Annotated in this window: 20 protein-coding genes; 16 read left to right on the top strand and 4 right to left on the bottom strand. The window is 59.4% G+C overall.

The window, feature by feature from the left end:
- Window positions 1-7: 7 nt before the first annotated feature.
- The 15 genes from Q7T10_RS09655 to tolA all read left to right on the top strand — a co-directional run bounded on the left by Q7T10_RS09655 (window position 8) and on the right by tolA (window position 15,241).
- The gene (locus Q7T10_RS09655; RefSeq protein ID WP_304747684.1) at window positions 8-931 is read left to right on the top strand and encodes a PilW family protein; all 924 of its coding nucleotides are present in this window, start codon (window positions 8-10) and stop codon (window positions 929-931) included.
- Window positions 928-1,572, top strand: coding sequence for a PilX N-terminal domain-containing pilus assembly protein (locus Q7T10_RS09650; RefSeq protein ID WP_304747683.1), 645 nt, complete (start codon window positions 928-930; stop codon window positions 1,570-1,572). The genes Q7T10_RS09655 and Q7T10_RS09650 overlap by 4 nt, the downstream gene beginning before the upstream one ends.
- Window positions 1,569-6,401, top strand: a complete 4,833-nt coding sequence (locus Q7T10_RS09645) for a pilus assembly protein (RefSeq protein WP_304747682.1) — start codon at window positions 1,569-1,571, stop codon at window positions 6,399-6,401. Before Q7T10_RS09650 ends, Q7T10_RS09645 begins: the two co-directional genes overlap by 4 nt.
- Before the next feature lie 21 nt (window positions 6,402-6,422).
- A complete protein-coding gene (locus tag Q7T10_RS09640; RefSeq protein WP_304747681.1) occupies window positions 6,423-6,854 on the top strand; it encodes a type IV pilin protein in 432 nt (143 codons plus the stop codon).
- A gap of 292 nt (window positions 6,855-7,146) precedes the next feature.
- Window positions 7,147-7,569 (top strand): energy transducer TonB, encoded by a 423-nt coding sequence (locus Q7T10_RS09635; protein WP_304747680.1) that lies wholly within the window; start codon window positions 7,147-7,149, stop codon window positions 7,567-7,569.
- The gene (gene ribD / locus Q7T10_RS09630) at window positions 7,566-8,699 is read left to right on the top strand and encodes a bifunctional diaminohydroxyphosphoribosylaminopyrimidine deaminase/5-amino-6-(5-phosphoribosylamino)uracil reductase RibD (protein ID WP_370653752.1); all 1,134 of its coding nucleotides are present in this window, start codon (window positions 7,566-7,568) and stop codon (window positions 8,697-8,699) included. Before Q7T10_RS09635 ends, ribD begins: the two co-directional genes overlap by 4 nt.
- Before the next feature lie 58 nt (window positions 8,700-8,757).
- A complete protein-coding gene (locus Q7T10_RS09625; RefSeq protein WP_304747679.1) occupies window positions 8,758-9,441 on the top strand; it encodes a riboflavin synthase in 684 nt (227 codons plus the stop codon).
- An 11-nt stretch (window positions 9,442-9,452) separates the two neighbouring features.
- Window positions 9,453-10,568 carry a bifunctional 3,4-dihydroxy-2-butanone-4-phosphate synthase/GTP cyclohydrolase II gene (gene ribBA, locus Q7T10_RS09620; RefSeq protein ID WP_304747678.1) on the top strand — a complete coding sequence of 372 codons (1,116 nt, stop codon included), beginning with the start codon at window positions 9,453-9,455 and terminating at the stop codon, window positions 10,566-10,568.
- A 19-nt stretch (window positions 10,569-10,587) separates the two neighbouring features.
- Window positions 10,588-11,061: a 6,7-dimethyl-8-ribityllumazine synthase gene (gene ribH / locus Q7T10_RS09615; protein ID WP_304747677.1), complete on the top strand. Its 474-nt coding sequence runs from the start codon at window positions 10,588-10,590 to the stop codon at window positions 11,059-11,061.
- The gene (gene nusB / locus Q7T10_RS09610; protein ID WP_304747676.1) at window positions 11,061-11,594 is read left to right on the top strand and encodes a transcription antitermination factor NusB; all 534 of its coding nucleotides are present in this window, start codon (window positions 11,061-11,063) and stop codon (window positions 11,592-11,594) included. Before ribH ends, nusB begins: the two co-directional genes overlap by 1 nt.
- On the top strand, window positions 11,591-12,799 hold the full coding sequence (locus tag Q7T10_RS09605) for a pyridoxal phosphate-dependent aminotransferase (protein WP_304747675.1): 1,209 nt from the start codon (window positions 11,591-11,593) through the stop codon (window positions 12,797-12,799). Before nusB ends, Q7T10_RS09605 begins: the two co-directional genes overlap by 4 nt.
- Window positions 12,796-13,224, top strand: a complete 429-nt coding sequence (gene ybgC / locus Q7T10_RS09600) for a tol-pal system-associated acyl-CoA thioesterase (protein ID WP_304747674.1) — start codon at window positions 12,796-12,798, stop codon at window positions 13,222-13,224. Before Q7T10_RS09605 ends, ybgC begins: the two co-directional genes overlap by 4 nt.
- Window positions 13,221-13,913, top strand: coding sequence for a protein TolQ (gene tolQ, locus Q7T10_RS09595; protein ID WP_304747673.1), 693 nt, complete (start codon window positions 13,221-13,223; stop codon window positions 13,911-13,913). Before ybgC ends, tolQ begins: the two co-directional genes overlap by 4 nt.
- Window positions 13,914-13,926: 13 nt before the next feature.
- A complete protein-coding gene (locus Q7T10_RS09590) occupies window positions 13,927-14,346 on the top strand; it encodes an ExbD/TolR family protein (RefSeq protein ID WP_304747672.1) in 420 nt (139 codons plus the stop codon).
- A 10-nt stretch (window positions 14,347-14,356) separates the two neighbouring features.
- A complete protein-coding gene (gene tolA, locus Q7T10_RS09585) occupies window positions 14,357-15,241 on the top strand; it encodes a cell envelope integrity protein TolA (protein ID WP_304747671.1) in 885 nt (294 codons plus the stop codon).
- A 94-nt stretch (window positions 15,242-15,335) separates the two neighbouring features.
- Here the strand turns inward: tolA and dnaE are convergent, their stop codons facing one another.
- Complete coding sequence (gene dnaE / locus Q7T10_RS09580; RefSeq protein ID WP_304747670.1) at window positions 15,336-18,887, bottom strand: DNA polymerase III subunit alpha; 3,552 nt, start codon at window positions 18,885-18,887, stop codon at window positions 15,336-15,338.
- A 26-nt stretch (window positions 18,888-18,913) separates the two neighbouring features.
- Here dnaE and Q7T10_RS09575 point away from each other — a divergent pair, with 26 nt between their 5' ends.
- Entirely contained in the window at window positions 18,914-19,573 is a 660-nt protein-coding gene (locus Q7T10_RS09575; protein ID WP_304747668.1) for a response regulator transcription factor, read from the top strand.
- Here Q7T10_RS09575 and Q7T10_RS09570 read toward each other — a convergent pair.
- The 3 genes from Q7T10_RS09570 to Q7T10_RS09560 are packed head-to-tail and all read right to left on the bottom strand — an operon-like array spanning window position 19,546 to window position 24,423.
- Window positions 19,546-21,531 (bottom strand): ATP-binding protein, encoded by a 1,986-nt coding sequence (locus Q7T10_RS09570; RefSeq protein ID WP_304747667.1) that lies wholly within the window; start codon window positions 21,529-21,531, stop codon window positions 19,546-19,548. The genes Q7T10_RS09575 and Q7T10_RS09570 overlap by 28 nt on opposite strands.
- Window positions 21,528-22,463, bottom strand: a complete 936-nt coding sequence (locus Q7T10_RS09565) for an ABC transporter substrate-binding protein (protein ID WP_304747666.1) — start codon at window positions 22,461-22,463, stop codon at window positions 21,528-21,530. The genes Q7T10_RS09570 and Q7T10_RS09565 overlap by 4 nt, the downstream gene beginning before the upstream one ends.
- Before the next feature lie 10 nt (window positions 22,464-22,473).
- On the bottom strand, window positions 22,474-24,423 hold the full coding sequence (locus Q7T10_RS09560) for a TonB-dependent siderophore receptor (protein ID WP_304747665.1): 1,950 nt from the start codon (window positions 24,421-24,423) through the stop codon (window positions 22,474-22,476).
- Between the last annotated feature and the right edge of the window lie 66 nt (window positions 24,424-24,489).

Genomic DNA, 24,489 nt, shown 5'->3' with positions numbered 1-24,489 from the left:
TACTTCCATGAGCAAACACCTGTCTACCCGCAGCTTGGGTCGCCGCCACAGCACTGGCTTCTCGCTGGTTGAACTAATGGTGAGTCTGGCAATCGGCATGGTGCTCGCCATCGTGGCGTCAACGATTTACCTGTACACCAAACAATCGTACAACGCGACCACCGAAAACTCCCAGATGGAAGAAAACGGCCGATTTGCCCTGAACTTGCTAAGCAAGTACATCCAGAGCGCCGGATTTGTCATGATTGACCCTGCTATCCCTTCACCGCAGGGCCCCATTGACAACAAGATGCGAGGCTGTGACTTCGGTTTTGTCAATCCCACCACCCCCGCGAGCAGCGCGGACCTAGCCTGCTTGGCCGCGACACCCGCCGGCACTCTACCATCGGCCTCGATCGCCCTCTTCTCCGAGACCGACGCCTACAGTGGAACGGGGGCCAAATACCAGGGCTTTGACTGCGTCGGGCAGAGTTCGATACCAATCCCCCTTGCGTCGGGAACCTGGGTGAATGAGATTCGCTCATACTTTTTTATCTCCCGAACCAATGTGCAAACGCCCTACGGAGTTAGATCCATGGGTCAGTTAACCTGTGTCGCCGACCGGACACTGCCTAGCGGAACTGCAAGTTATCAATCGCAGCCCCTGATACCGGGCGTTGAGCAACTGGCGTTCACCTATCTTCTGCCTGCTGTGGCCGACCCGAACACCGCCCAAGGCGCATCAACCGCCACCGCGATAGCGGCGGCAAACCAATGGCCCGCCGTTTTGGCTGTCGAAGTGTGTGTGTTGACCAAGTCCATTCAATCCAGTGGCAATGACACAGGGACCGCGTACACCGACTGTTACGGAAACGCAATTGCTGCAGCGGCTTCAGAGAGTTATCGCACGTTCAGAACGACCGTCAGGGTTAGAAACAAGTCCAATATATGAAGCAGTCCACAGCCCCTGTCAGACGGAGTATCAAGCCGTCTGGATCGATGCAATCCGGCGTCTCCCTGGTCATTGTCATGATCTTCCTGGTAATTCTGAGTGGCCTGGCCATCAGCGCCATGCAGGGTTCCACGTTTTCTGCCCGTGTCGCAGGCAATGAGTCTGACCGCACCCTGGCGTTTCAGGCTGCCGAAGCGGCCCTGAAAGATGCCGAGCATGATTTGAGCAGTGTGTTGGCTGACGGTACGACGGCCTGCCCAATCCCCTCAACCGTCTGCCGTGCGGAACCTATTTCCCGAGGTGATGGATTTGACACGACCTGCCCCAACGGACGCTGCATTCCGGTGCCGCGATGCACACCACCGGCCACCTGCACTCAACCGGCTCACAATTGGGAAATAACTGCCAATTGGACAAATGCAGCTCCCGCTGACAACACGGTGGTTGTGAACGGCAGCGTGATCTATGGCTTCTACACAAACGCTACGCCGCTTCCAGTGGTGGCCCAACAACCTCGTTACTTGATTGAGTATTTCAAGCAAGGCGACTTTTCTGTCTACCGGGTGACTGCTGTTGGCTATGGCGCCAATTCGTCAACCCAGGCTATTTTGCAATCTGCAGTGAAGGCTCGACAACTATGAACGCACACGACAACCCGGCTTCTTGGTCGATGTTGAAATCCTCCCTGGTATCCAGGATGTTGAAAGCCGCGGCACTTTTGGCAGCAGGCTTTGTTGCGTTTTCTGCCCATGCCATCAACCTGACGCCCTTGCCGCCGTATCTGTCGGAGACTAAAGGCTCGCCCATGGTGATGCTGAATCTCTCCCGAGATCACCAGCTTTTTTATAAGGCTTACAACGAATACTCGGACCTGGACGGCGATGGCTTGCCTGAGACGCAGTACAAACACACTTATCGCTACTACGGCTATTTCGACAATCAGCGCTGCTATACGTACAACACCTCCACCAATCGTTTTGTGCCTGCGCGCAAGGAAAATGCGAGCACTGCGACAGACCCGACCTATTGCGGCGGAACGGATGAATGGCACGGCAATTTCATGAACTGGGCCACCACGAGCCGTATGGATGTCGTCAGGCGTATTTTGTACGGTGGCATGCGAAGCACCGATGACTCCATCGTGTCTGGCACATCGCTGACCGTATTGGAGCGGGCGCATCTGCCAACCGACGCGCACTCATTTGCCAAGTACTACACAGGCACGGACATCCGTAAGCTGACGCCTTTCAGCTCGGTTACGGAAATCAGCATGTGCAACACGTCATTCAAGAACGGCCAATATTCTCACGGAGCGATCAGCGCCCCCTCTATCTTGGTCGCCAATGGCAATTTTGCACTTTGGAACTCCAATGAACGCTGGCAGTGTTATTGGAGTGAAATGAAAACCGCTTCCAATGCCAACGTACCGGCCAGTTCTGGCTTGAATGCCAGTGCCAACAATCCATCAAGAGCGACGAACGGCTTAGGCAGGACAGGGTCTGATCAGGGCACATACACAGCCCGAATTGAAGCCTGCAAAATTGGGCTGGACGGGGCAGTAGCGCCAGCAACTGGTTTTACCGATGACGAACAGGCACGTTGCAAACTTTACCCCTTGGGCAATTACAAACCTGTGGGGCTGCTACAAAAATACGGGGAAGCCAACCAGGCCGCGTTTGGCCTGATGACGGGTAGTTTCAACAAAAATATTTCGGGTGGTGTGTTGCGCAAAAATGTGGCGTCGTTCACGGATGAAGTTGACCTGGACGACGGTCAGTTCAAGAACGTGGATGGCATCGTGAAGAACCTGAACAAGCTCAGGATTTACGGGTATGACTATAACGATGGAACGTATATTGGTGCGGACAACTGCACATACCAGTTGATTGGGCTGTCGGAAGGCAGTTGCACAAGCTGGGGCAACCCCATGGGTGAGATGTACCTGGAGTCTCTAAGATATCTAGTCGGCAAGAAAGCGGGCGCACAAATCACGGCTACGTCCGGCTTTGATACGAGTGGCGGAAAAGATGCCGCAATTGGCTTGACGATTGCCGCATGGTCTGACCCTTTCGCAGCATCAACCGTGGCAAACTTTGGTGATCAGATGTGCCGGCGTACCAGCATTGTCAATTTCAACGCCAGTGTCACGTCATATGACAACAACCAATGGTCTACTCAGACTGACATCCCGGGCTTTGGCAGTACCGTCACAGCCGCTAGTTTGACAGATCAAATCGGCGGCGCCGAGGGTTTGTACGCGGCGGGAAAAAAATGGGCTATCGGCAGCACTCCGACGGACACCAGCGAAATCTGCAACGATAAATCTTTTACCAGTCTGGCGGGAGTCAGTGGCATATGTCCAGAAGCACCGACCCAGAGTGGTAGCTACCTGATGGCAGGAGCCGCCCTGTTTGCGCACACCAATCCGATCCGCAACGACTTCACCATACCCGCATCTAACAAGCGTGCATTTCGCGTGGACACTTATGGCGTCGCCTTGGCAACGGGCACGCCCCGGATCAAAGTGCCAGTGCCAAACCAAGCGGGTAAATTCATCGTCATCCAGCCGGCATATCGACTGGATAAGGGGGTTGGGCAACAAGGCGGGGGCACTTTGGTGGACTTTCGAGTTGTAACTCAAACCAGCACTTACGGCAAATATGTGGTGCAGTGGGAAGACTCAGAGCAAGGCGGTGACTACGACCAGGACGTTTGGGGAACACTGGAATACAACGTCGTTGGGAACAACATCGAGATTTCGACTCAAACCGTCGCAGAGGCGACCAATCAACCCCAAGGCTTTGGCTATGTGATCTCGGGCACCACTGGCAAGGACGGTGTTCATTTTCACTCTGGAATTGAAACGTTCAAGTACACTGATCCGGCCAACATCACGGTCACGCCCACAACCCATCTCAACGCCTCTGGTGGCTGCAATCCCTGCCAAGTTGGCGATGTCAAGACGACAGCGACCTATGCGATGACAGGCGTCTCCTCAGATGCACTTCAGGATCCCCTTTGGTACGCCGCCAAATATGGTGGCTTCGACCGGGACAAATACACGGGAATTGGCTCGATCCCTGCCACGTATTCACCCGGCACGGCCTTGATTTCTGACTCATGGGATGCCAAAAAGACAGACGGAACAATCATTGCCGGTGGCGATGGGATCCCGGATACGTTCTTTTACGCAATTGACCCATCTCAACTAGAGAAGTCCCTTGAACAGATTTTCCAGACGATTCTCAAATCGGGCGGCGCAGCACCGGCTGCAGCAACATCGTCTCGAACGGCGGCGGGCGGCTATGTCTACGTCAGCACCCACAGCATCAAAGGTGCTGGCACCGGCGTAGACTCAGATGCCAGCGGCCAGTTCTTGCGTTACAGCTTTCAATCCAACGGCAATGTCTCAGGCACACCGGACTGGGATGCGGGGATCGTGTTAACTGCGCAGGCGTCCGGGTCAGGCTGGGATACAGGCCGCAAGATACTGACTTTGTCAGATACAGCGCCGGTGGCATTTCGGTGGGCCAATTTGTCCACCACACAGCAAACCGCCTTGCGGAAGAATCCTGCAACTGGCGGCAATGACACCGTTGCGGTAGGACAGGCAAGGCTGAATTGGCTGCGTGGCAGCGCATGCGATGAAGTTGCAGCCGGAACCACTACGACATCCTCGGACTGCGCCATTACCCCCAGGGGAGGCCTGCGCGCGCGCGCCGCGACCAAGCTGGGCGCGATCATTAACTCGACACCATGGTTTGTTGGTGCACCGGCTGCGGGCTACACCAATGTCGACTTTGGCGGCGGCTATAACACTTTCCGAACCTCAAATCTGGCGCGGAATGCGGTATTTGTGGCAGCCAACGATGGGATGCTACATGCGTTCCATGGTGGAACCGGCAGTGAACTGTTTGCCTACGTCCCACGTGCCCTGTACACCACCAGCGGTACGGCGCCCTACACGAAACTGGCCGCAATCACTGCCAAGAACTTTTCGCTTCAGACCAACACAGACGGAATCAACGCCGATGGCAGTGTCATGGCCGCAGACATGAAAACGGGTTCGCCCGCCACTTGGAAAACCTATCTGTTTGGTTCATTCGGTCGCGGGGCCAAGGGCATCTATGCCCTCGACGTCTCCAGCCCAACGACGGTGACGGAGTCGAGCGCCACCACCGTGGTGAAGTGGGAGTTCACCGAAGCCGCGGACTCTGACATGGGCTACATCGTGGGGCGTACGAACTCCCGATCAAATGGGCAACCGACCCAGACTGGAATGATGGCGAATGGGAAATGGGCCGCCATTTACGGCAATGGCTACAACAGCGCGAACGGCAACGCAGCCCTGTTCATCATTTTTGCCGACGGCCCCGCGTCCGCCAGCGCGACGACATGGACAAACGGAACCGACTACAAAAAGATTGTGGTGGGCACGGCCGGGCTGGGGCCAAACAATGGATTGTCCAGTCCAACTGCTGTTGACACCAACAACGATGGGGTCATTGACGTCATCTACGCGGGCGACCTGAAAGGAAATGTCTGGAAGTTTAATGTTTCCAATACCAACCCGGCAAACTGGGGAGTGGCAACGACAGGAATGGTGCCCTCTTTTCAGGCGACCAACGTCGTCACCAACGTGGGCCCCCCAATCACGACAACGACCTATGCGCAGCCTATCACCACGTCAATCGTGCCGTTCGCCCATCCCCAAGGGGGCTACCAGCTCTTCTTTGGCACTGGCAAGGTGCTTGAAAGCACGGACTATCCCATGACAACGCCCTACAGCCAAACGCTCTATGGGATCTACGATCAGCCTGGCATCAGCACGACCCTGACCACCGGAAAAACTGACTTGGTCCAGCAGACGACCGTCATGTCTGGTGGCAACCGGTATTTTTCGACAAACACTGTGAGCTATCCAACCCAAAAGGGATGGTATCTGGACCTGCCGGTTTCATCTGAAAACGTAATCTTCAACCCAATCGCAGAGGATGCGTACCGGGTGAATGTCCGGTCACTCGCTCCCGAGAACACCTCTGATGGCTGTCGTTACGATGCTACCGCCTACGACATCACCATCAATCCAATTAACGGCACACCCATTTCAGATTTGATTCCGGGCGCCACGCTGGTAACGGGCTATGGTGCAGTCGGCGGGTCTACGCTGAATGCCTTTGAATATTCACGAGGTGGCGTATTCAAATCTCCCACGCCACCACCAAGCAGCACGACTTGCAACCCAGGTGACCCCGACTGTGTCTGCAACCCCGCCGCGGGCCATACCAACGAATGCGTTTTATGTCCCGACCCGCTGACCTGCAACCCGCCATGGAAGCCGCTACCGCAAAACCAATGCATGTACCGGACGCTTACGGCATTGGGCAACGGAGGAATACAGACCGGTCAGCGCTTTGGTGCCTGTACCGATGGGCGTTTGACGTGGCGTGAAATTCTGCGCAATCGTTGATTTCGAAAGCGAAAAAAGTATATGAAAAAACCGATAACCCAATCCGGCTTTACGTTGATCGAATTGATGATCGTGGTGGCGGTGATAGGCATACTCACGGCCATTGCGCTGCCCTCGTACAGTGAATACGTGGCCCGGGGCAAACGCGCCGAGGCGCGCGCCGAGGTCTTGAAGGCCGAGGGATGGCTGGAAAGGTATTTCACGGAGAACAATCGCTACTCGGACACCCCAACTAGCACTGTCAACGCCGCTTTCTCGAGCAGATTCTCGCTCGTTCCCGCGACCGGTGCGACCAACTACAACATCACCCTGGCAGTTACGAATTCCACGTATACCGTCACCGCGACGCCAGCGGGCAGCATGGCCACCGACTTTTGCGGCTCATACACCAAGACCCACACGGGCTCCCTCGCGTCATCAGCAGCCAACAATCCTTCAAAATGTTTGAAGTAGGCATTGGCTGAACGCGGTACTGACCAGACTCCTGCGGTGTGGATTGATTAGACAAACTCGGTGGTCAAGACTTGAGGTCACCCAGTCAGCCCGACAAATGGCAACCCGGGTGGGTTTTGCCTTGCTCGTGCTGGCATTGCACTGGGTCGCGTTAGAGCTCCTTGCCCATAGGCTTAAAGCGCCTTCGCGGACGGACAAAGCGCTGCCGTTGATACTGCACATTCAATGGCCCGGGTCCAGCGAGGCCTTGGAACCGGCCAGATCCGCGGACGCAAGCGCACTGCACACACCAGTGACATCCCCAATCTCGGAAATTTCGAAACTAGCCGAAGACTCGTCGCCTCCAGCCACTGCTCTGACTGATCTATCCTTCGAGAAATACACGAAAACCAATGGTGTTGATCAGGGTTGGGACCCTGCGCTCTACCGATCAAGTGCAGAGGTTGACACCACCGCCGCACCAACAATTGATTGGGTCGTGAATCGCCAGTCAATGCCTAAGGCGGGTGGCACCCTTTTGGTCGTGACGGTCTGGATTTCTGCTACGGGTGTTATCGATCACTTTGAACTTGAACAGCAACAGCCAAGCGGAGATTGGGCGACCGCAGCTCTCTCGTCGTTACAGACAACAGTCATGGAGCCTGCAACCCTGGGCGGGGCGCCAGTTGCGAGCACAATGACAATTGAAATTTCCCTCGACAATCACATCCAATGAACCAGGTACAAACCGAGTGGATGCAACAGGCTCTCCGACTGGCCATTGCAACGCGAAATACGACACCGCCAAACCCTGCAATCGGCTGCATGATCGTTGACACCGATGGACGCGAGCTTGGGAGTGGTGCGACCCAGCAGACCGGTGGGCCGCACGCCGAAATCATGGCCTTACGCGACGCCCGATCTCGCGGGAAGTCACTTCATGGTGCGACGGTTTTCGTAACGCTGGAACCGTGCTCTCACCATGGCCGGACTCCCCCCTGCTCCGACTCGCTGATAGAAGCAGGTGTAAAGAAGGTAGTCATTGCGATGCTCGATCCGAATCCAAGAGTGGCCGGCTCCGGCGTGGCCGCGCTACACGCAGCGGGAATACTGACATCTGTTATGAATGCCGAGGATTCATCTGCGGTTTCGGCTCGCGAGCTTAACATCGGTTTTTTCAGTCGCATGATCCGCAAGACCCCGTGGGTGCGCATGAAGATTGCCGCGTCGCTGGATGGCAAAACGGCATTGAACAACGGTGCGAGCCAATGGATTACCTCGGATGCCGCCCGTGCGGACGGCCATGCCTGGCGTGCTCGCGCCTGCGCCGTACTCACCGGCATTGGCACTGTGCTGGCGGACAACCCGCGACTGGACGTGCGGCTGGTTGACACTCCACGCCAACCCCACCTGGTGGTGGTGGACAGTCGCCTTGAGACGCCACTCGACGCCCATCTTTTTGTAGCTGGCCGCGCCCTCTTTATCTACGCTGCCGTGCCAGATGACACCAAGAAAGCCGCATTGGAGGCACGCGGCGCTACCGTAATCTACCTGCCGGGCCAGCAGCCCGGAACACAAGGTAAAGTCGATTTGGCCGCCATGCTGCGCGATCTGGCGCAGCGCGAAATCAACGAATTGCACGTCGAGGCCGGACACAAGCTCAATGGGTCTCTGATTCGCGAGGGACTGGTGGACGAGTTTGTGGTCTACCTGGCCCCCAAAATGATCGGCCAGGGTTGCGACATGGCCAGCTTCGGGCCTTTGTCCGAACTGTCCCAGGCCATTCCCCTTGAGTTCAAATCCACCGACCTGCTGGGGCCGGACCTGCGTATCGTGGCCCGAATTCCGGGGCGTGACCGGTTCTAAGTGACAAGTTTTGGGGTTCCGCCCGGCCGGCGGGCTCATTCCCTGCGAAAATACCCGGATGTTTACCGGAATCATCACCGGCGTGGGGCGCATCGTCGCCGTTCATGCCCTAGGCAGCTCTTCTACACACGGCAAGCGCCTCACCATTGAGTGCCCGCCCGCCTATCTTGACGACGTGGGGCTGGGCGACAGCATTGCGCTCAATGGCGGCTGCATGACGGTGACCACGCTGGACGCCGCGCAACGGCTGTTCACGGTGAATATCTCCGCGGAATCGCTGGACAAGACCGCCGGCCTGGCACAGACCGGAACCATCAACCTCGAAAAGGCCCTGCGCGCGCATGATCGCCTGGGGGGCCACATTGTGTCTGGCCATGTCGATGGCATTGGTACGGTAACGCATTTTGAACAAGTGGGCGAAAGCTGGCAGTTGCGCGTGCTGGCACCCAAGGCGCTGGCCAAGTACCTCGCCTACAAAGGCTCGATCACCGTCAATGGCGTCAGCCTGACCGTGAACCGCTTCCTGGATTCAGAGGCCGGTTGTGAGGCCAGCATCAACCTGATTCCCCACACGGTCCAGAACACCGCTCTGGGAACGCTGAAAGCCGGATCGCAGGTAAACCTTGAGATTGATTTGATCGCGCGGTATGTCGAGCGGATGCTCAGCGCTGATCCGCAGCAGTCACGGCCCGTTGCGCTTCAGAGCAACACCCCCACCGACCAACACCTCCATACTTCCTGAAAGACATCTGCATGACCGCCCCCTCCCCTGTGGCAATTTCTCCGGTTGAAGACATCGTGGCCGACATGCGTGCCGGCCGCATCGTGATCCTGGTCGACGAAGAAGACCGCGAGAACGAAGGCGACCTGGTGCTGGCCGCGGACCATGTCACGGCTGACGCCATCAATTTCATGGCGCGTTTTGGTCGGGGCCTGATCTGCCTGACGCTCACCCGCGAGCGCTGTGAACGCCTGCAGTTGCCACCCATGACCGTGCGCAACGGCGATAAAAAGGGCACTGCTTTCACAGTCTCGATTGAAGCGGCCGAAGGTGTGACCACCGGTATCTCGGCCGCGGATCGAGCCCGAACGGTACAAGCCGCCGTGGCCAAAAATGCGACAGCTGACGACCTCGTACAACCCGGCCATATCTTTCCCCTGCAGGCGGTTGAGGGCGGCGTGCTGATGCGCGCAGGGCACACCGAAGCCGGCTGTGATCTGGCGGCCATGGCGGGTTGTTCGCCCGCGTCGGTGATTTGCGAGATCATGAAGGACGACGGCACCATGGCCCGCCTGCCCGACCTGCAATTGTTTGCAGCCGAGCATGGTTTGAAGATCGGCACAATTGCCGATTTGATTGAGTACCGCAGCCGGGTCGAATCTCTGGTGGAAAAACTGGGCTCGCGCACCCTCAATACGGCGTTCGGGGAATTCACCGTTCATGCCTTCAAGGACAAGCCGGCACAGGGCGTTCATCTTGCGCTGGTCAAAGGCCAGTGGGGCCCCGACGACACCGTCGCCGCCCGCGTCCATGAGCCGCTGTCGGTGTTGGACGCACTGGAAGTGGGCCGCGCCATGCACTCCTGGAGTCTGGATGCCAGCCTGGCGCGCGTGGCCTCGGAGGGCAAGGGTGTCGTGGTACTGCTCAACTGCGGCGAAAGCGGCGAGCAACTGCTGGCGCAATTTGACGGCACCGCCCGTGCCAGCCATGGCCCTGAGCGGGGTCGCATGGACCTGCGCACCTACGGCATTGGTGCGCAGATTCTGCGCGAATGCGGTGTGCACAAGATGAATCTCATGGGAAACCCACGACGGATGCCGAGCATGGCAGGCTACGGGCTGGAAATTGCCGGCTACATCACAAAATAAACAACACAAGGATCGAACGATGTTTGGCGCAGACAAAGGAACCCTGGATTCCACCGACAGCCGCTTGAACGGCAAAAAATTGACGATTGGTATCGTTCAGGCCCGCTTCAACGAGCCCATCACCAACGTGCTGGCCCAGGCCTGCAAGGCCGAGCTGATCGCGCTGGGTGTGCAAGAAAAAAATATTGACCTGGTCCTGGTGCCGGGCGCACTGGAAATACCCGTGGCCCTGATGGCCATGGCCGAAAAACTGAAGTACGACGCGCTGGTGGCGCTGGGCTGCATCATTCGGGGTGAGACCTATCACTTCGAGCTGGTTGCCAATGAGTCAGGGGCCGGCGTCAGCCGGGTCGCGCTCGACTACCAGTTGCCGATCGCCAACGCGATTCTTACCACGGAAAATCTGGAACAGGCAATTGCCCGCAAAACAGAAAAAGGGCGTGATGCCGCCCGCGTCGCCGTTGAAATGGCCAACTTGCTGGAAGATATTTGATGAGTGACCTCAATCCAAAACCTGCGGGCAGCCGCCCGCCCCGCCAGCCCCGTACCGGAGTCACAAGCACCGGCGCGCGCAAGGCCGCCAGCAAGTCGGGGCGTTCGCGCGCTCGCGAATTTGCCTTGCAGGCGCTCTATCAAAAGCTGGTCGGGAAAAACGATGTGTCTGACATTGACACATTCACCCGGGATCTGGCTGGGTTCTCAAAATCCGATTCTGTGCACTTCGATGCGCTCCTGCATGGCTGCATCGATGAAGCAGCCGAGCTGGACGCGCTGCTCACGCCGCTGCTGGACCGTCCGTTCGCGGAAATTTCTCCGATTGAGCACGGCATCATGTGGATCGGGGCTTACGAGCTCAAGCACTGCCTGGATGTGCCGTGGCGCGTGGTGCTGAACGAATGCGTCGAGCTGGCCAAGGAGTTTGGCGGTACCGACGGTCACAAGTACGTCAACGCGGTGCTCAATGGATTGGCGCCGAGCCTGCGTGCCGCTGAAGTAGGTGCAGACCGGGGCAAAGCGCGCGCATGAGAATATCGAGCCGTGCACAGCGCATTGACCCTTTCTATGTGATGGAGGTCGCCAAGGCGGCATCGGTTCTGGCGGCTGAAGTGGCGCGTAGCGAAACGCCGATGATCTTCCTGAATATTGGCGAGCCTGACTTCACGGCACCGCCGCTGGTACAGGAAGCTGCCTGCAAGGCAGTACATGACGGCATGACGCACTACACGCAGGCCACCGGCATGTTGGCGCTGCGCGAGCGCATCAGCGACTGGTATTTGCAGCGTTTCAACATTCAGGTTCCGGCCAGCCGCATTGTGGTGACGGCGGGCGCCTCGGCGGCTTTGCAGCTTGCCTGTCTGGCATTGATTGAAACGGGTGACGAGATTCTCATGCCCGATCCCAGCTACCCGTGCAACCGCCACTTTGTGAGTGCGGCGGACGGCACTGCGGTTCTGATCCCGACCACGGCGAACGAGCGCTTTCAGCTGAGCGCCAACAAGGTGCAATCCGCGTGGGGCGACAAAACCCGCGGGGTGTTGCTGGCCTCGCCCTCCAACCCCACGGGCACCTCCATTCACCCGGATGAACTGCGCCGCATTCACTCGGTGGTCAGCCACAAGGGCGGCATTACGCTGGTGGATGAGATTTACCTGGGACTGAGCTACGACCCGCAATATAGCCAGACCGCACTGTCACTCGATGAGGACATCATCAGCATCAACAGCTTCAGCAAGTACTTCAACATGACCGGCTGGCGACTGGGATGGATGGTGGTGCCCGAACGAATCGTGCCCGTCATCGAGCGTCTGGCGCAAAACCTGTTCATCTGCCCCAGCACCATTTCACAATACGCTGCCCTGGCCTGCTTTGAGTCCGACAGCATCGCCGAATACGAGCGCAGGCGTGCCGAATTCAAAGCGCGGCGTGACTACTTCATCCCCGCGCTCAACGCCCTGGGCCTGACCGTGCCGGTGATGCCCGATGGCGCTTTCTATGCCTGGGCCGATTGCACCACGGCGTGCAGGAAGCTGGGCGAAAAATTTGGAAATGGCGCAAGCGTCAAAGACAGCTGGGACCTTGCTTTTGAAATGATGAAACGTGCCCATGTGGCCGTCACGCCGGGACGTGACTTTGGTGTGGCCGACACACACAATTTCATCCGTTTTTCCACCGCCAGTTCCATGCCCCAGTTGCAGAGCGCCATCGAACGCCTGAAAGCCTTGCTGTCATGACCGGTGCCGTTCAGAGCGAACGTGAATTTTCGTGGCCCGTGCGGGTGTATTGGGAAGACACGGATGCCGGCGGCATCGTGTTCTACGCCAACTACCTGAAGTTTTTTGAGCGCGCCCGCACCGAATGGCTGCGCTCTCGTGGCCTTGAACAGCGCCTGCTGCGAGAACGCACCGGCGGCATGTTTGTGGTGAGCGACACCCGTGTGCGCTACCACCAGCCGGCACGCCTGGACGACGAACTTATTGTTACAGCCCTGCCTCTGGAAACGGGTCGCGCATCCATGACAATACAGCAGCAGACATACCTCAAGACGCCAGCGGAAAATATCCTCTTGTGTGAAGGCAGCATCCGCGTTGGCTGGGTGGATGCCACCAGCTACAAGCCTGCGAGAATCCCGCCAACCATTCTGGAAGCCCTCAAATGAACCAAGACCTGTCGATCCTTCATCTGGTGCTTAACGCCAGTGTGGTCGTGCAATTGGTGATGTTGCTGCTGGTGGTCATCTCCGTGTCCAGTTGGGCGGCGATTTTTCGCAAGCTGTTTGCGCTGAAGCGGGTGAAATCGCTCAACGACGAGTTCGAGCGCGAATTCTGGTCGGGCACCAGTTTGAATGACCTGTTTGCCGCCGCCAGCAAGAACGCCCGTGACTCCGGGCCGATGGAGCGCATTTTTGCCAGCGGCATGCGCGAATACCAGAAGCTGCGGGAGAAACGCATCGCAGATGCCGCCACGCTCATGGACGGCGCACGCCGCGCCATGCGCGCCAGCCTGCAGCGCGAGATGGATGTAGTGGAAACCAATCTCTCTTTCCTAGCCTCCGTCGGGTCGGTCTCGCCCTATGTCGGCTTGTTTGGCACTGTGTGGGGCATCATGCATGCTTTCACCGGGCTCGCTTCCCTGCAGACGGTCACCCTGTCCACCGTCGCCCCCGGCATCGCGGAGGCGCTGGTGGCCACTGCCATTGGCCTGTTTGCTGCCATTCCGGCCGTGGTGGCCTACAACCAGTTTGCCCGGGATATCGACCGCATTGCGATCAGGCTGGAGACCTTCATTGAAGAGTTCTCCAACATCCTGCAGCGCAATGTGGGCGTGCAATCGGCCTCGGGCCATTGAGAGGAGTTTGACCATGCCAGCCCTGGTCAGCCGAGGACGCGGACGCCGCACCATCAACGAGATCAACATGGTGCCCTTCATTGACGTGATGCTGGTGCTGCTGATCATCTTCATGGTTACCGCCCCGCTGATCACACCCAGCATGATCGACTTGCCCAGCGTGGGCAAGGCTGCCAAACAGCCCGACCAGGTGATCCAGATCGTTCTTGGCAAAGATGACTCGATCGCCATGAAAGTGCAGGACAAGTCCACCTCTCTGGGGCTCAAGGACATCGCCGGCGCGGTCAAACAGGCCCAGAGTGGTGCGGCCAATTCCGCCGTGGTTATCAGCGCCGACAAGAACATCAAGTACGAGTCCGTCGTCAAGGTCATGGATACCCTGCAGCGCGCGGGCGTGCAACGCGTGGGATTATCCGTACAACTGGCCAATTAGGGGGCAGTGCATGCACGCTGCGACCGATCGCCTTGAATTCGCGCCGCCGCCCACAGCGGGCCTGACCCGGGCGCTGGGGCTGGCGGTCCTGGCCCACGCCGTCTTGCTGGCGGCCCTGACCTGGGGGGTGCACTGGAAGCGGGATGCAGTGACTGTGACGGCCGAGGCCGAGCTATGGTCTTCTGTGCCCCAGCAGGCCGCGCCCAAACTGGTCGAAATAGCTCCCGAACCACCTGAAACGCCCAAGCCAACCCCGAAGCCGACCCCACCGCCGCCACAAGCCCAACCCAAGCTGCCCGATGCCGACATTGCACTGGAGCGTGAAAAGCTGCGCCTGAAGAAGGAAAAGCAGCAGGAACTGGAAAAACTGAAGCAGGACAAGTTGAGTCAGGAAAAACTGCTGCTTGAGAAAAAACGTCAGCAAGACAAGCGCGATCAAGACCGGCAAGCCATTGAAGACAAGAAGAAGTCTGACCTGGACAGCAAGCGCAAGGAGGCTGCCAAGGCCCAACAAGACGCCAAACAAATGGAAGCCCAGCGTCAGGCCAATATTCAGCGCATGGCCGGGCTGGCCGGTGCCACAGGCGCATCCACCGCAACGGGCACAGCCAGGCAGTCGTCCGGCCCGTCAGCCAGCTATGCCGGCCGGATTCGCGCCAGCATCAAGCCCAACATCGTATTTGCCGACGACACGGCCGGCAACCCGGTGGCTGAAGTCGAAGTACGCACCGCGCCCGACGGCACCATCATCAGCCGCAAATTGACCAAACCCAGCGGCGTCAACTCCTGGGACGATGCGGTCTTGAAAGCCATTGACAAAACCGGAAAACTGCCGCGCGATGTGGATGGCCGGGTGCCCAACGCCCTGATCATCAGTTTCCGTCCCAGGGACTAGTCTCAGGCGGCAGTCACGCCGGGACCTGTCTTCACGCATTTGCTATACTTTTAATAGCAATATAGGCATATTACACGGTGGCTAGCGGCCTTTTTTACTCATAAACGATAGTGGCCTTGCCCTGGTCCGCCTGCACCCGCCAGCCGGCCAGTGCCTCATTGCTGGGGAAGAATTTGGCACCCTCCCCCAGTTGCAGTTCTGCCGTCGCCGCACCCGCCTCACCCTGGCGCGACACCAGCAGGCGCACGCCCAATCCCCGCACCAGTTCGCCCTGCTCGGTCATTTCGCGCCTGGCCGGGTACTCCTTGACCATTCGCGCCACGTCAGGCGCCTTGCCGTTCACCGCCACCCGCAGGAACTTTCCAAAACGGCAACGCGCCTGGTCCAGGTCCCAGATCTGCGTCACGGTCAACTGCATGCCGCCCGAGAACCGGTCCGGCTGCTGCTTGCCCATGACGATCACCAGTTCATCCTCTTTGAGCAGGTTGCGGTGGGCGTTGATCAGCGCCTCATCGGCACGGGCTTCGATCACGCCCGATTTGTCGTCCAGCTTGAACAGCGCCAGCTTGCCGCGCTGGCCATTGATGACCCGGAAATCAGTGATGATGCCGGCCAGCAATTGCGGCTCGCGCGTGTCAATCAGGTCTTCGATCTGGCGCTTGGCGAAGCGGCGCACCTCCAGTGCCACCTCGTCAAACAGGTGACCGGACAGATAAAAGCCCACGGCGGTCTTTTCATAGGTGAGCCGCTCCTTCACGCCCCAGGGCATGGCTTCCACCAGATCGGGCTCCTGCGTGCTGGAGCCATGATCGTCCTCGCCGCCCATGTCAAACAAGCCGCCCTGGTTGGCGTTGGCCACCGCCGCCGCACCGAAGTCAAAGGCCCGGTCGACCGAGGCCAGCAGGCTGGCACGGTTCATCTGAATCGAATCAAACGCACCGGCCTTGATCAGGGCCTCCACCGTGCGTTTGTTGATGCGGGCTCGGTCCACCCGCGCGCAAAAATCAAACAGGCTCTTGAAAGGCCCCACAACATCGCCTGACGGCCCGACGCCACGTCCCTCCCGCGCGGCCACAATCGCCTCGATCGCCTGCTGGCCGGTACCTTTGATGGCGCTCAGGCCATAGCGAATCATCTTGTCGGAGATCGGCTCAAAGCGGCTCACACCCCGGTTCACATTGGGCGGCTCAAAGGTCAGACCCATCTTGAGCGCGTCTTCATACAAGACCTTGAGCTTGTCGGTGTCGTCCATCTCCACCGTCATGTTGGCGCAGAAGAACTCGGCCGTGTAATGCACCTTGAGCCAGCCGGTGTGGTACGCCAGCAGCGAGTAGGCAGCCGCGTGCGACTTGTTGAAGCCGTAGCCGGCAAACTTCTCCATCAAGTCGAAAATCTCGTCGGCTTTGGCCTCGTTGATGTCATTTTTTGCGGCGCCATCGCGGAAGATCTGGCGGTGCTTGGCCATCTCGTCCGCATCCTTTTTACCCATGGCGCGGCGCAGCATGTCAGCGCCACCGAGCGAGTAGCCACCCAGAATCTGCGCGGTCTGCATCACCTGCTCCTGGTAGACCATGATGCCGTAGGTCTCGGAGAGCATGTTGGCCACCAGCGGGTGCGGATACTCCACCACCTCACGGCCGTGCTTGCGCGCCACAAAACTGGGAATCAGGTCCATCGGACCCGGGCGGTACAAGGCGTTGAGCGCAATCAGGTCTTCCAGGCGCGTCGGCTTGGCGTCTTTCAGCATGCCCTGCATGCCACGACTTTCAAACTGGAACACGGCTTCGGTCTTGCCGTCAGAAAAGAGCTTGTACACCCGCGCGTCGTCCAGCGGCAGGTTCTCAAAGGCAAAGTTCTCCTGGCCCTTGTGCCGCTTCATGATGAACTCGCGCGCAATCTCCAGAATGGTCAATGTGGCCAGGCCCAAGAAGTCGAACTTCACCAGGCCAATGGCCTCCACGTCGTTCTTGTCGTACTGGCTCACCGCCGACTCGCTGCCCGGCTGCTGGTACAGCGGGCAAAAGTCGGTCAGCTTGCCCGGCGCAATCAACACGCCGCCGGCATGCATGCCGACGTTGCGGGTCATGCCTTCCAGCTTGCGCGCCAACTCCAGCAGGGTCCGAACATCCTCCTCTTTGGCCTCGCGCTCGGCCAGGATCGGCTCGGCCTCGGTCGCGTAAACGGTTTTGTCGTCCTTCTTGCGATCGGGCGGGGGCAACTGCAGGCTGACGCTGACACCGGGCTTGTTCGGGATGAGCTTGCTGATGCCGTCGCAAAAGGTGTAGCTCATGTCCAGCACCCGACCCACGTCGCGCACGGCAGCACGCGCGGCCATGGTGCCAAAGGTCACGATCTGGCTGACGGCGTCCTTGCCGTATTTGTCCTTGACGTAATCGATCACCAGGTTGCGGTTGGTCTGGCAGAAGTCGATGTCAAAGTCGGGCATGGAGACCCGCTCCGGATTCAAGAAGCGCTCGAACAGCAGGTTGTATTGCAGCGGGTCCAGGTCGGTAATCTTCAGTGAATACGCCACCAGCGAGCCAGCACCTGAGCCCCGTCCCGGGCCAACCGGGCAGCCGTTGTTTTTGGCCCAGTTGATGAAATCCCCCACAATCAAAAAATAGCCCGGAAAACCCATCTTCAAAATGGTGGTGATCTCGAATTCAAGCCGCTCGACGTAACGGGGCCGCTCGCTCTCACGCCTGGCCTCGTCCGGGTACAGATGCAGCAGCCGCTCCTTGAGACCCTCATGCGACGCGTAGCGAAAGTAGTCGTCCGGCGTCATGCGCTGGCCGTTGACCTCGGGCGTCGGGAAGTCCGGCAGTTGCGGCTTGCCCAATACCAGTGTCAGATTGCAGCGCTTGGCGATTTCCAGCGTGTTGGCCAAGGCCGAGGGCACATCGGCAAACAGCGCCTGCATCTGCGCGCTCGACTTGAAATACTGCTCGCGTGTGAACTTGCGCACACGGCGCTGATTGCCCAGAATCTCCCCCTCGGCAATGCACACACGCGCCTCGTGCGCCTCGTAGTCGTCCGGACCGGTGAACTGCACCGGGTGGGTGGCCACCACGGGCAATCTCATGCGCGCCGCCAGTTGCACGGCAGCGGTCACATGCGCTTCATCATCAGCACGTCCTGCGCGTTGCAGCTCAAGGTAAAAACGATGCGGAAACAGGCTGCCCAGCTTCAACGCTGCATCAAAAGCGCGCGCCTCATCGCCCTGCACCAGTGCCTGCCCGACCGGGCCCGCCTGCGCACCGGACAAGGCAATCAAGCCCTCGTTCAGTTCCTGCAACCAGGCCAATTTGACAGTCGCCTGCAACTTGCCCGCATTCTGCGTCCAGGCACGCGCCAGCAACTCGCACAAATTCAGGTAACCCTGCCGGCTTTGCACCAACACCACCAGACGCGACAGGGCGGTCTCGTCTTTGCCCAGCCCTTCCAGCCAGATTTCTGCGCCGATCAGGGGCTTCACGCCCCTCTTGCGCGCCTCTTTATAGAACTTGATTGCGCCAAACAGATTGCTGAGGTCGGTAATGGCCAGGGCGGGCTGCCCGTCGGCGGCGGCCGACTTGACGATATCATCGATGCGATTGGTACCGTCGACGACGGAGAATTCGGTGTGGAGACGCAGGTGAACAAACATAGCTTCTATTGTAAGAAATCGCCAGGGTGAATCTCTTGAAAATTCTCGTGGTCGATGATCATGCCCTGGTGCGCGAAGGCTTGCGCCAGGTCCTCAAAGGGCTGGACGAGCAGGTCGAGGTGCTGGAGGCGCCCCACTGCACCCGCGCTTTTGAGCTGGCGGCCCTGCACGCCGATCTCGATCTCGTGCTGCTGGACTACCACCTGCCCGACATGAACGGGCTGGACGCGCTCGATGTGTTCGGCAGGGAACATCCTGAACTTCCCATCATCATGCTGTCCGGATCGGTCAATCCCCAGATCATGCGACAGGTACTGGCCAAGGGTGCGGCGGGCTTCATCACCAAATCCGGCTTGAGCAATGACCTGTTGGCGGTTTTGCGTCTGGTTCTGGCAGGTGACGTGTATGTGCCGCCAGAACTCTTCCCCGACTCGACTCTGCCTCAGCCGGACGAATCAGAAGCCGGCAAGGCCGCCCCCCAGCTCACGCCGCGTCAGGAAGAGGTGCTGCATCTGCTGCTGGACGGCCGCTCCAACAAGGACATCAGCCGGATCCTGCAACTCTCGGATGAGACCACCAAAAACCATGTCACCGCGATTCTGCGGGGCTTTGGCGTGCAGACCCGTATCCAGGCCGTTCTCGCGGCCCCCCTTTACGGTTACACCAAATCAGCGCCGTCCGCCTGATGCGGTCGGCTGGCGGGTGCGCCGGCAAGCTGCACACCGTCCGGTTCACCCGCGGCCAAACGACGGATCAGGCTTCGCAGTTTGGCAGGTCGCACCGGCTTGTGCAGCAAGGTCAACCCGGCGATCCTGGCCGCCTGCATCAGCGCAGGGTCCGTATCGCCGCTCATGAGGCAGGCGGGAATCTGCTGCCCCGCTGCGGCCCGCAGCTGGCGCACGGTGTCAAGACCATTCTCCGTATCACGCAAACGATAGTCGCTGATGATGACGTCAGGAACGACGCCGAATTTCAGCTGCCACAGCGCCGTTGATACCCCCTCGGCCACGACCACAACGACGCCCCACGATTCAAGCAGGCTCACCAGGCCCTCCCGCGCCAGGGCATCGTCCTCAATCACCAGGACGACCAGATCCGCAAGATCGTCCAATGTCCTCGCCTCGAACGGGTTCGGCAGGGCCGGCGCCCCGGGCGGTGCCAATGGTACTTCTATGCTGAAACGGGTTCCCAGCCCCAGACTGGAGCGCAATTGCAGCCGATGTCCCAGCAGGTGCGCTGTTCGCTCCACAATGTTCAGCCCCAGGCCCAGGCCCTTGCTGCGGTCCCGCTCCCTGTTGCCGACTTGATAAAACTCCTTGAAGATCGCCTGGTGATGCTCAGGCGCAATACCAACTCCGCTGTCCCACACCTCGATGCGCGCATGCTTGCCGTCACGCGCCAACCGACAAGCGACCAGCACGCCCCCTTGTCTCGTGTAACGCACGGCATTGACCACCAGATTCAGCATGATGCGATGCAACAACGTGGGGTCGCTCAGCAACCAGACATTGGTTGGCCGCACGCGCAGGCGAAGGTCTTTCTCTACAGCTGTTGCTGTCAAGCCCAAGCGCAACTGATCGAAGATATCGGCCAGCGCGAACGGTCGCCGGTGAACCTGCACAGCCCGTGCATCCAGCCGGGAGATATCGAGCAAGGCGTCCAGCAAATCCTGCATGGCCTGCACCGACGCGTCCAGGTTGGTGATCAAATGCGCTGTTTCGGCGTCGTGCGGCAGTTGCGCCAGCCGTGCGACGAACATCCCAAGTGCGTGGGTCGGCTGCCGCAGATCATGGCTGGCGGCAGCCAGAAAGCGTGATTTGGCGAGCGTGGCAGTCTCAGCCTCTTCTTTCTTCTCCCTCAACTCCAGCGTCGCCAGGACAACGCGCCGCTCCAGCTCATCGCGACCCGATTCCAGGCGTTCAGCCATCTGGTTCAGGCCCAGCTGCAACTCGCGCAGCGGGTCATCCGGCAGCACTGCACCGCGCGCTGACAATTCGCCACGCCCGATGTGCTCAATCATGCGCGAAACACGCAGAATCGGGCGAATGACTCCCCGGCCAAGGCGCACCGCCAGGAACCCGCCAAACAGCAGCCCCCCCAGGGTAACGGCAACGCCCGCCAGCAGCATGTCGCGCTCGCGCTGAACAAGCCTGTCACGCGAGAACTCGATCAACACATGACCCAGGGGTTGCGCGATCGTGCCTGCAGCAGCCTCCCGGGATTCATACAGGTCGTCCAGCTTGACCTGACTTGCCGCAATCGGCTGTGACAACAAGTCCGTGCCCGTTGCCGGGTCAAGCTTCTCGCTTTCCTGCCCGCCCAGAACCGGGAGCGCCGTGTAGCGGGGTTGACCCGCCTTGACGAGCATGATGCCCTGGGCATTCACGATTGCCACCGAACGCACATCCGGCTCACGCAGCGCACCACTGGCGATGGTCTGCAACTGGGTGATATTGGCCGAAAACAGGCCGTACTCGCTGGCGGTCGCCAACTGACGGGCCAGCGTCCTGGCACGCTGGCTGTGCGCCTCGCCAATGTCACCAACGCGGGCCACCAGAAACACCGCCGCCAGCAACACGGCGAGCAGCGTCACCGGCAGGAGCGCAGTCAACAGCATGCGGCTGCGGATGTCGACCATTTTCATAACGCACCCTCCCGGCGCCGCAAGCGGGCGCGCAAGGCGTCCGGCTCCAGCGTCAATCCAAGCGAGCGGGCAACGTGCTCGTTCACGGCAACGCTGAAGTCCTGTGAGTAAAGCGGCGTTGCCGACAGTGTCTTGCCCTGAAGCACGCCCCGGACAATCGCTGCGGCTTGTTGGCCAATCTGCCTTGGTGTCACGTGCAGGGCCAGCAAGGCGCCGGCCCGCACATAGGCGGGTGAGAAAGCCACCAGTGGCACCCTCGCCCGAAAGGAGGCCAGCAGAATATTCTGGATGTTGCTGCTGTTGTACAGCTGGTGATCGGGCACTGCCAGCAACAGATCAGCATCTTCAAGGACCCGTTTCAGGCCAGGGAACAAAAGCTCATTGCTGCCGACGGTGGCCTCGGCCAGTTCCAGCCCACGGGCCTGTGCCAATGCTTTCAAGGCAGGTGCCTGCGCCTGCGATTCATCTCCCCATAGCACCCCAACGCGACGCGCCGCGGGCAGGGCCAGCCGGATCAATTCGAGTTGGCGACTCAGGGGCTGATCAAGATAGAGGGCCGAAAACTGCGGCGACGCCTTGCGCCCATTTGTCAACAGGGCACGCTCAAAACTGCTGCGTGGCAGCAGGGTGCAAAGCACCGGTGTGCGCAGTTCTGCTTTGGCCAACGCATTCGCGGCCTCAGATCCCAGCGCCACGAACAGCTTGGGCGTCAACTGGCCCGCGACTGCGAATTCAGCGACTGTCACCTGAAGCAACTCAATGCGCGGCACGCCACCGCGTTCAAGTTCATCGACCAGTGCCCCAGCCGCCTCCACATAGGCGACACTGCTCTCGCTGCTCACGATCACGACCGTCGGCGCCGCGTGCGCCAAAGTCCCTGCCAACCAGGTCAACCAAAAACAGACGATCAGGGAGCGCAGGCGCAAGGGCATATGAGCCGGATCAGTTTTCCACCCGAAGGGTTACGAAAGCCCGGCGTTGAAACTGGAACCTTGGTGAAAAGTCCTGGTAAGGTCCACCCAGGTTCTGCACCACGAGGGCCACCTCAGCCCGATTGGGGCCAAAGCGCAGCGGTGCGCTCAGGCGCAGGTCCGTGCGGGTCATCGCCACCTGGTCGAGGTAACCCGCCCCTTGCAACGTCACCGTGCCACTGTCCTGATGCATCAGGCTCAGATCCAGGCCACCGGGTAATTTCTGAAAGAAGGTCAGTGAGCTTGCCAGCTTCGGCGCCGCCAGCTTGGAGCCGCGATCGGTGGAGCTGATCTCGGTATAGGCCTGGTTGAAGATAACCTGCGCGTCGCGCCACGGGCGCCATTTCATCTGGTATTCAACCCCCTGAATGGAAAAATTTTCGCCATTGACATAGTCCACGGGGTTGGACGGAAATAGTGTTGTGACTGGGGACACGGCATACTCTTGACGCCGGACGAAGCCGGAAATCTGCTCGTGAAAGACGCGTACATCCAGATTGGCACCCAGTGAGGGAAAGTCGCCCAGGTAGCCCAGTTCGTGTGCCAGCACACTTTCGGGCTGCACGTTGCCGCTGGACACAGTGGTTGCCTTGAGCAGCAATCCATTCCAGACGTAGCGCACATCGCTGAACTTTTCAAACGTACTGGGCGGACGAAACGCCCTGGAAACACCCGCGCGCAGTGTCTGCCCGTCAGCGACGTGCCAGTTCAGCATCAGCCGCGGCGCCAGACTGTCGCCACTCATGCTGCTTTTTTCATACATTGCACCGGCATTGAGAACCAACTCAGGGGCAAACCGCCATTCGGCATTGCCGAACAAGCGGGTGAAATCCGTGACAAACGCCGCATCGGTGTTGTAGAGCGGCCTGGAGACGACCTGCTCACGCCGCACCTCGCCGCCCCACACCACCCTCAGAGCCGAGCCACGACGAAAGGTGTGCTGCAGAGATACGGTGTCGTTGCTCGAATGGCCACTGGCGTCGATGTCAATGCTGTCGTTGACGAAGGGCTTCAGGGAATAGGGGAAGGAGTCCCGGTAGGACTCTTCCGAGTGGGAAATGCTGAACGCGAGGTCTTCGTCCTCAGCGAGATTGCGCCGCCAATCGAGTTGTGCATAGCCGGAATCAAGACCACGGTCACGCAAGGGATCATCCACAACGCCGGCAAAGCCCCTGCCGGCATCGATTGCGAGCGTGCCTGCGCGCAGTTGGACTTCATCGCGTGCACTGGCACGCAGATCGGCACGAAAATTGGCACGGCTGATCTCGTTGTGGCCGTTCGAGCCCACCAGCCCCCCATCGGCGCGCCGGTCCACCGCAAGACGGAAGCTGGCATCCTCCCCGCCCCAGCCGATACGCGCCTGCGAATCGCGAATATCGTTCTCGCCACCAGTCACGCTAACCTGCAGGCCAAGCGTATCCACCGTATGGCGAGTCACGATATTGATGACCCCCAGCATGGCGCGAGCGCCGTAAGCCGCCGAGTTGGAGCCGCGCAGCACCTCGATGCGCTCAATATCCGCCAGTGCCACCGTCTGTAGACCAGGTCCAATGCCGCCGACCAGATACGGGGAATAGACCGACCGGCCATCAACAAGCACCTGGATGCGGTTGGAGTAACTGTCAAAACCACCGTGGTAGCTGGCCAGGGGCGCACCCGTGTCAAAAGACGTGCTGGTCTGAAAACCGGGCACCAGACGCATCAGGTCAGCCACATCCCGTGCGCCGGACAGGCGAATCATGTTGCGGTCAATGATGGTGACGGCACCGGGTGTGTCATCCAGCCGTTGGGGCAGCCGCGAGACAGACAGGACGATGGGCATCTCCGTCAAAAAGTCCTTCTCGGACACGGAAGCAGGTACTTGCGCGTTGGCAAGGCCCACCCAACCCAGCATGGCGATCAGGCAGATCGGTCGACTCATTGATGACTCCAAGAAATTTTTTTGCTCCCAAGGGCTGATTCTGCCCTGTCGGCGATCCTCCCCGGC

It is taken from the genome of Rhodoferax sp. (genome assembly GCF_030646845.1).
Classification (GTDB): domain Bacteria; phylum Pseudomonadota; class Gammaproteobacteria; order Burkholderiales; family Burkholderiaceae_C; genus Rhodoferax.
This window is presented reverse-complemented; position numbering and strand designations above follow the sequence as displayed.

Bases quoted from the DNA above. Each gene is read 5' to 3' on its own strand.
- Q7T10_RS09655 (WP_304747684.1), top strand. From the start codon at position 8: ATGAGCAAACACCTGTCTACCCGCAGCTTGGGTCGCCGCCACAGCACT.
- Q7T10_RS09650 (WP_304747683.1), top strand. From the start codon at position 928: ATGAAGCAGTCCACAGCCCCTGTCAGACGGAGTATCAAGCCGTCTGGA.
- Q7T10_RS09645 (WP_304747682.1), top strand. From the start codon at position 1,569: ATGAACGCACACGACAACCCGGCTTCTTGGTCGATGTTGAAATCCTCC.
- Q7T10_RS09640 (WP_304747681.1), top strand. From the start codon at position 6,423: ATGAAAAAACCGATAACCCAATCCGGCTTTACGTTGATCGAATTGATG.
- ribD (WP_370653752.1), top strand. From the start codon at position 7,566: ATGAACCAGGTACAAACCGAGTGGATGCAACAGGCTCTCCGACTGGCC.
- Q7T10_RS09625 (WP_304747679.1), top strand. From the start codon at position 8,758: ATGTTTACCGGAATCATCACCGGCGTGGGGCGCATCGTCGCCGTTCAT.
- ribBA (WP_304747678.1), top strand. From the start codon at position 9,453: ATGACCGCCCCCTCCCCTGTGGCAATTTCTCCGGTTGAAGACATCGTG.
- ribH (WP_304747677.1), top strand. From the start codon at position 10,588: ATGTTTGGCGCAGACAAAGGAACCCTGGATTCCACCGACAGCCGCTTG.
- nusB (WP_304747676.1), top strand. From the start codon at position 11,061: ATGAGTGACCTCAATCCAAAACCTGCGGGCAGCCGCCCGCCCCGCCAG.
- Q7T10_RS09605 (WP_304747675.1), top strand. From the start codon at position 11,591: ATGAGAATATCGAGCCGTGCACAGCGCATTGACCCTTTCTATGTGATG.
- ybgC (WP_304747674.1), top strand. From the start codon at position 12,796: ATGACCGGTGCCGTTCAGAGCGAACGTGAATTTTCGTGGCCCGTGCGG.
- tolQ (WP_304747673.1), top strand. From the start codon at position 13,221: ATGAACCAAGACCTGTCGATCCTTCATCTGGTGCTTAACGCCAGTGTG.
- Q7T10_RS09590 (WP_304747672.1), top strand. From the start codon at position 13,927: ATGCCAGCCCTGGTCAGCCGAGGACGCGGACGCCGCACCATCAACGAG.
- tolA (WP_304747671.1), top strand. From the start codon at position 14,357: ATGCACGCTGCGACCGATCGCCTTGAATTCGCGCCGCCGCCCACAGCG.
- dnaE (WP_304747670.1), bottom strand. From the start codon at position 18,887: ATGTTTGTTCACCTGCGTCTCCACACCGAATTCTCCGTCGTCGACGGT.
- Q7T10_RS09570 (WP_304747667.1), bottom strand. From the start codon at position 21,531: ATGAAAATGGTCGACATCCGCAGCCGCATGCTGTTGACTGCGCTCCTG.
- Q7T10_RS09565 (WP_304747666.1), bottom strand. From the start codon at position 22,463: ATGCCCTTGCGCCTGCGCTCCCTGATCGTCTGTTTTTGGTTGACCTGG.
- Q7T10_RS09560 (WP_304747665.1), bottom strand. From the start codon at position 24,423: ATGAGTCGACCGATCTGCCTGATCGCCATGCTGGGTTGGGTGGGCCTT.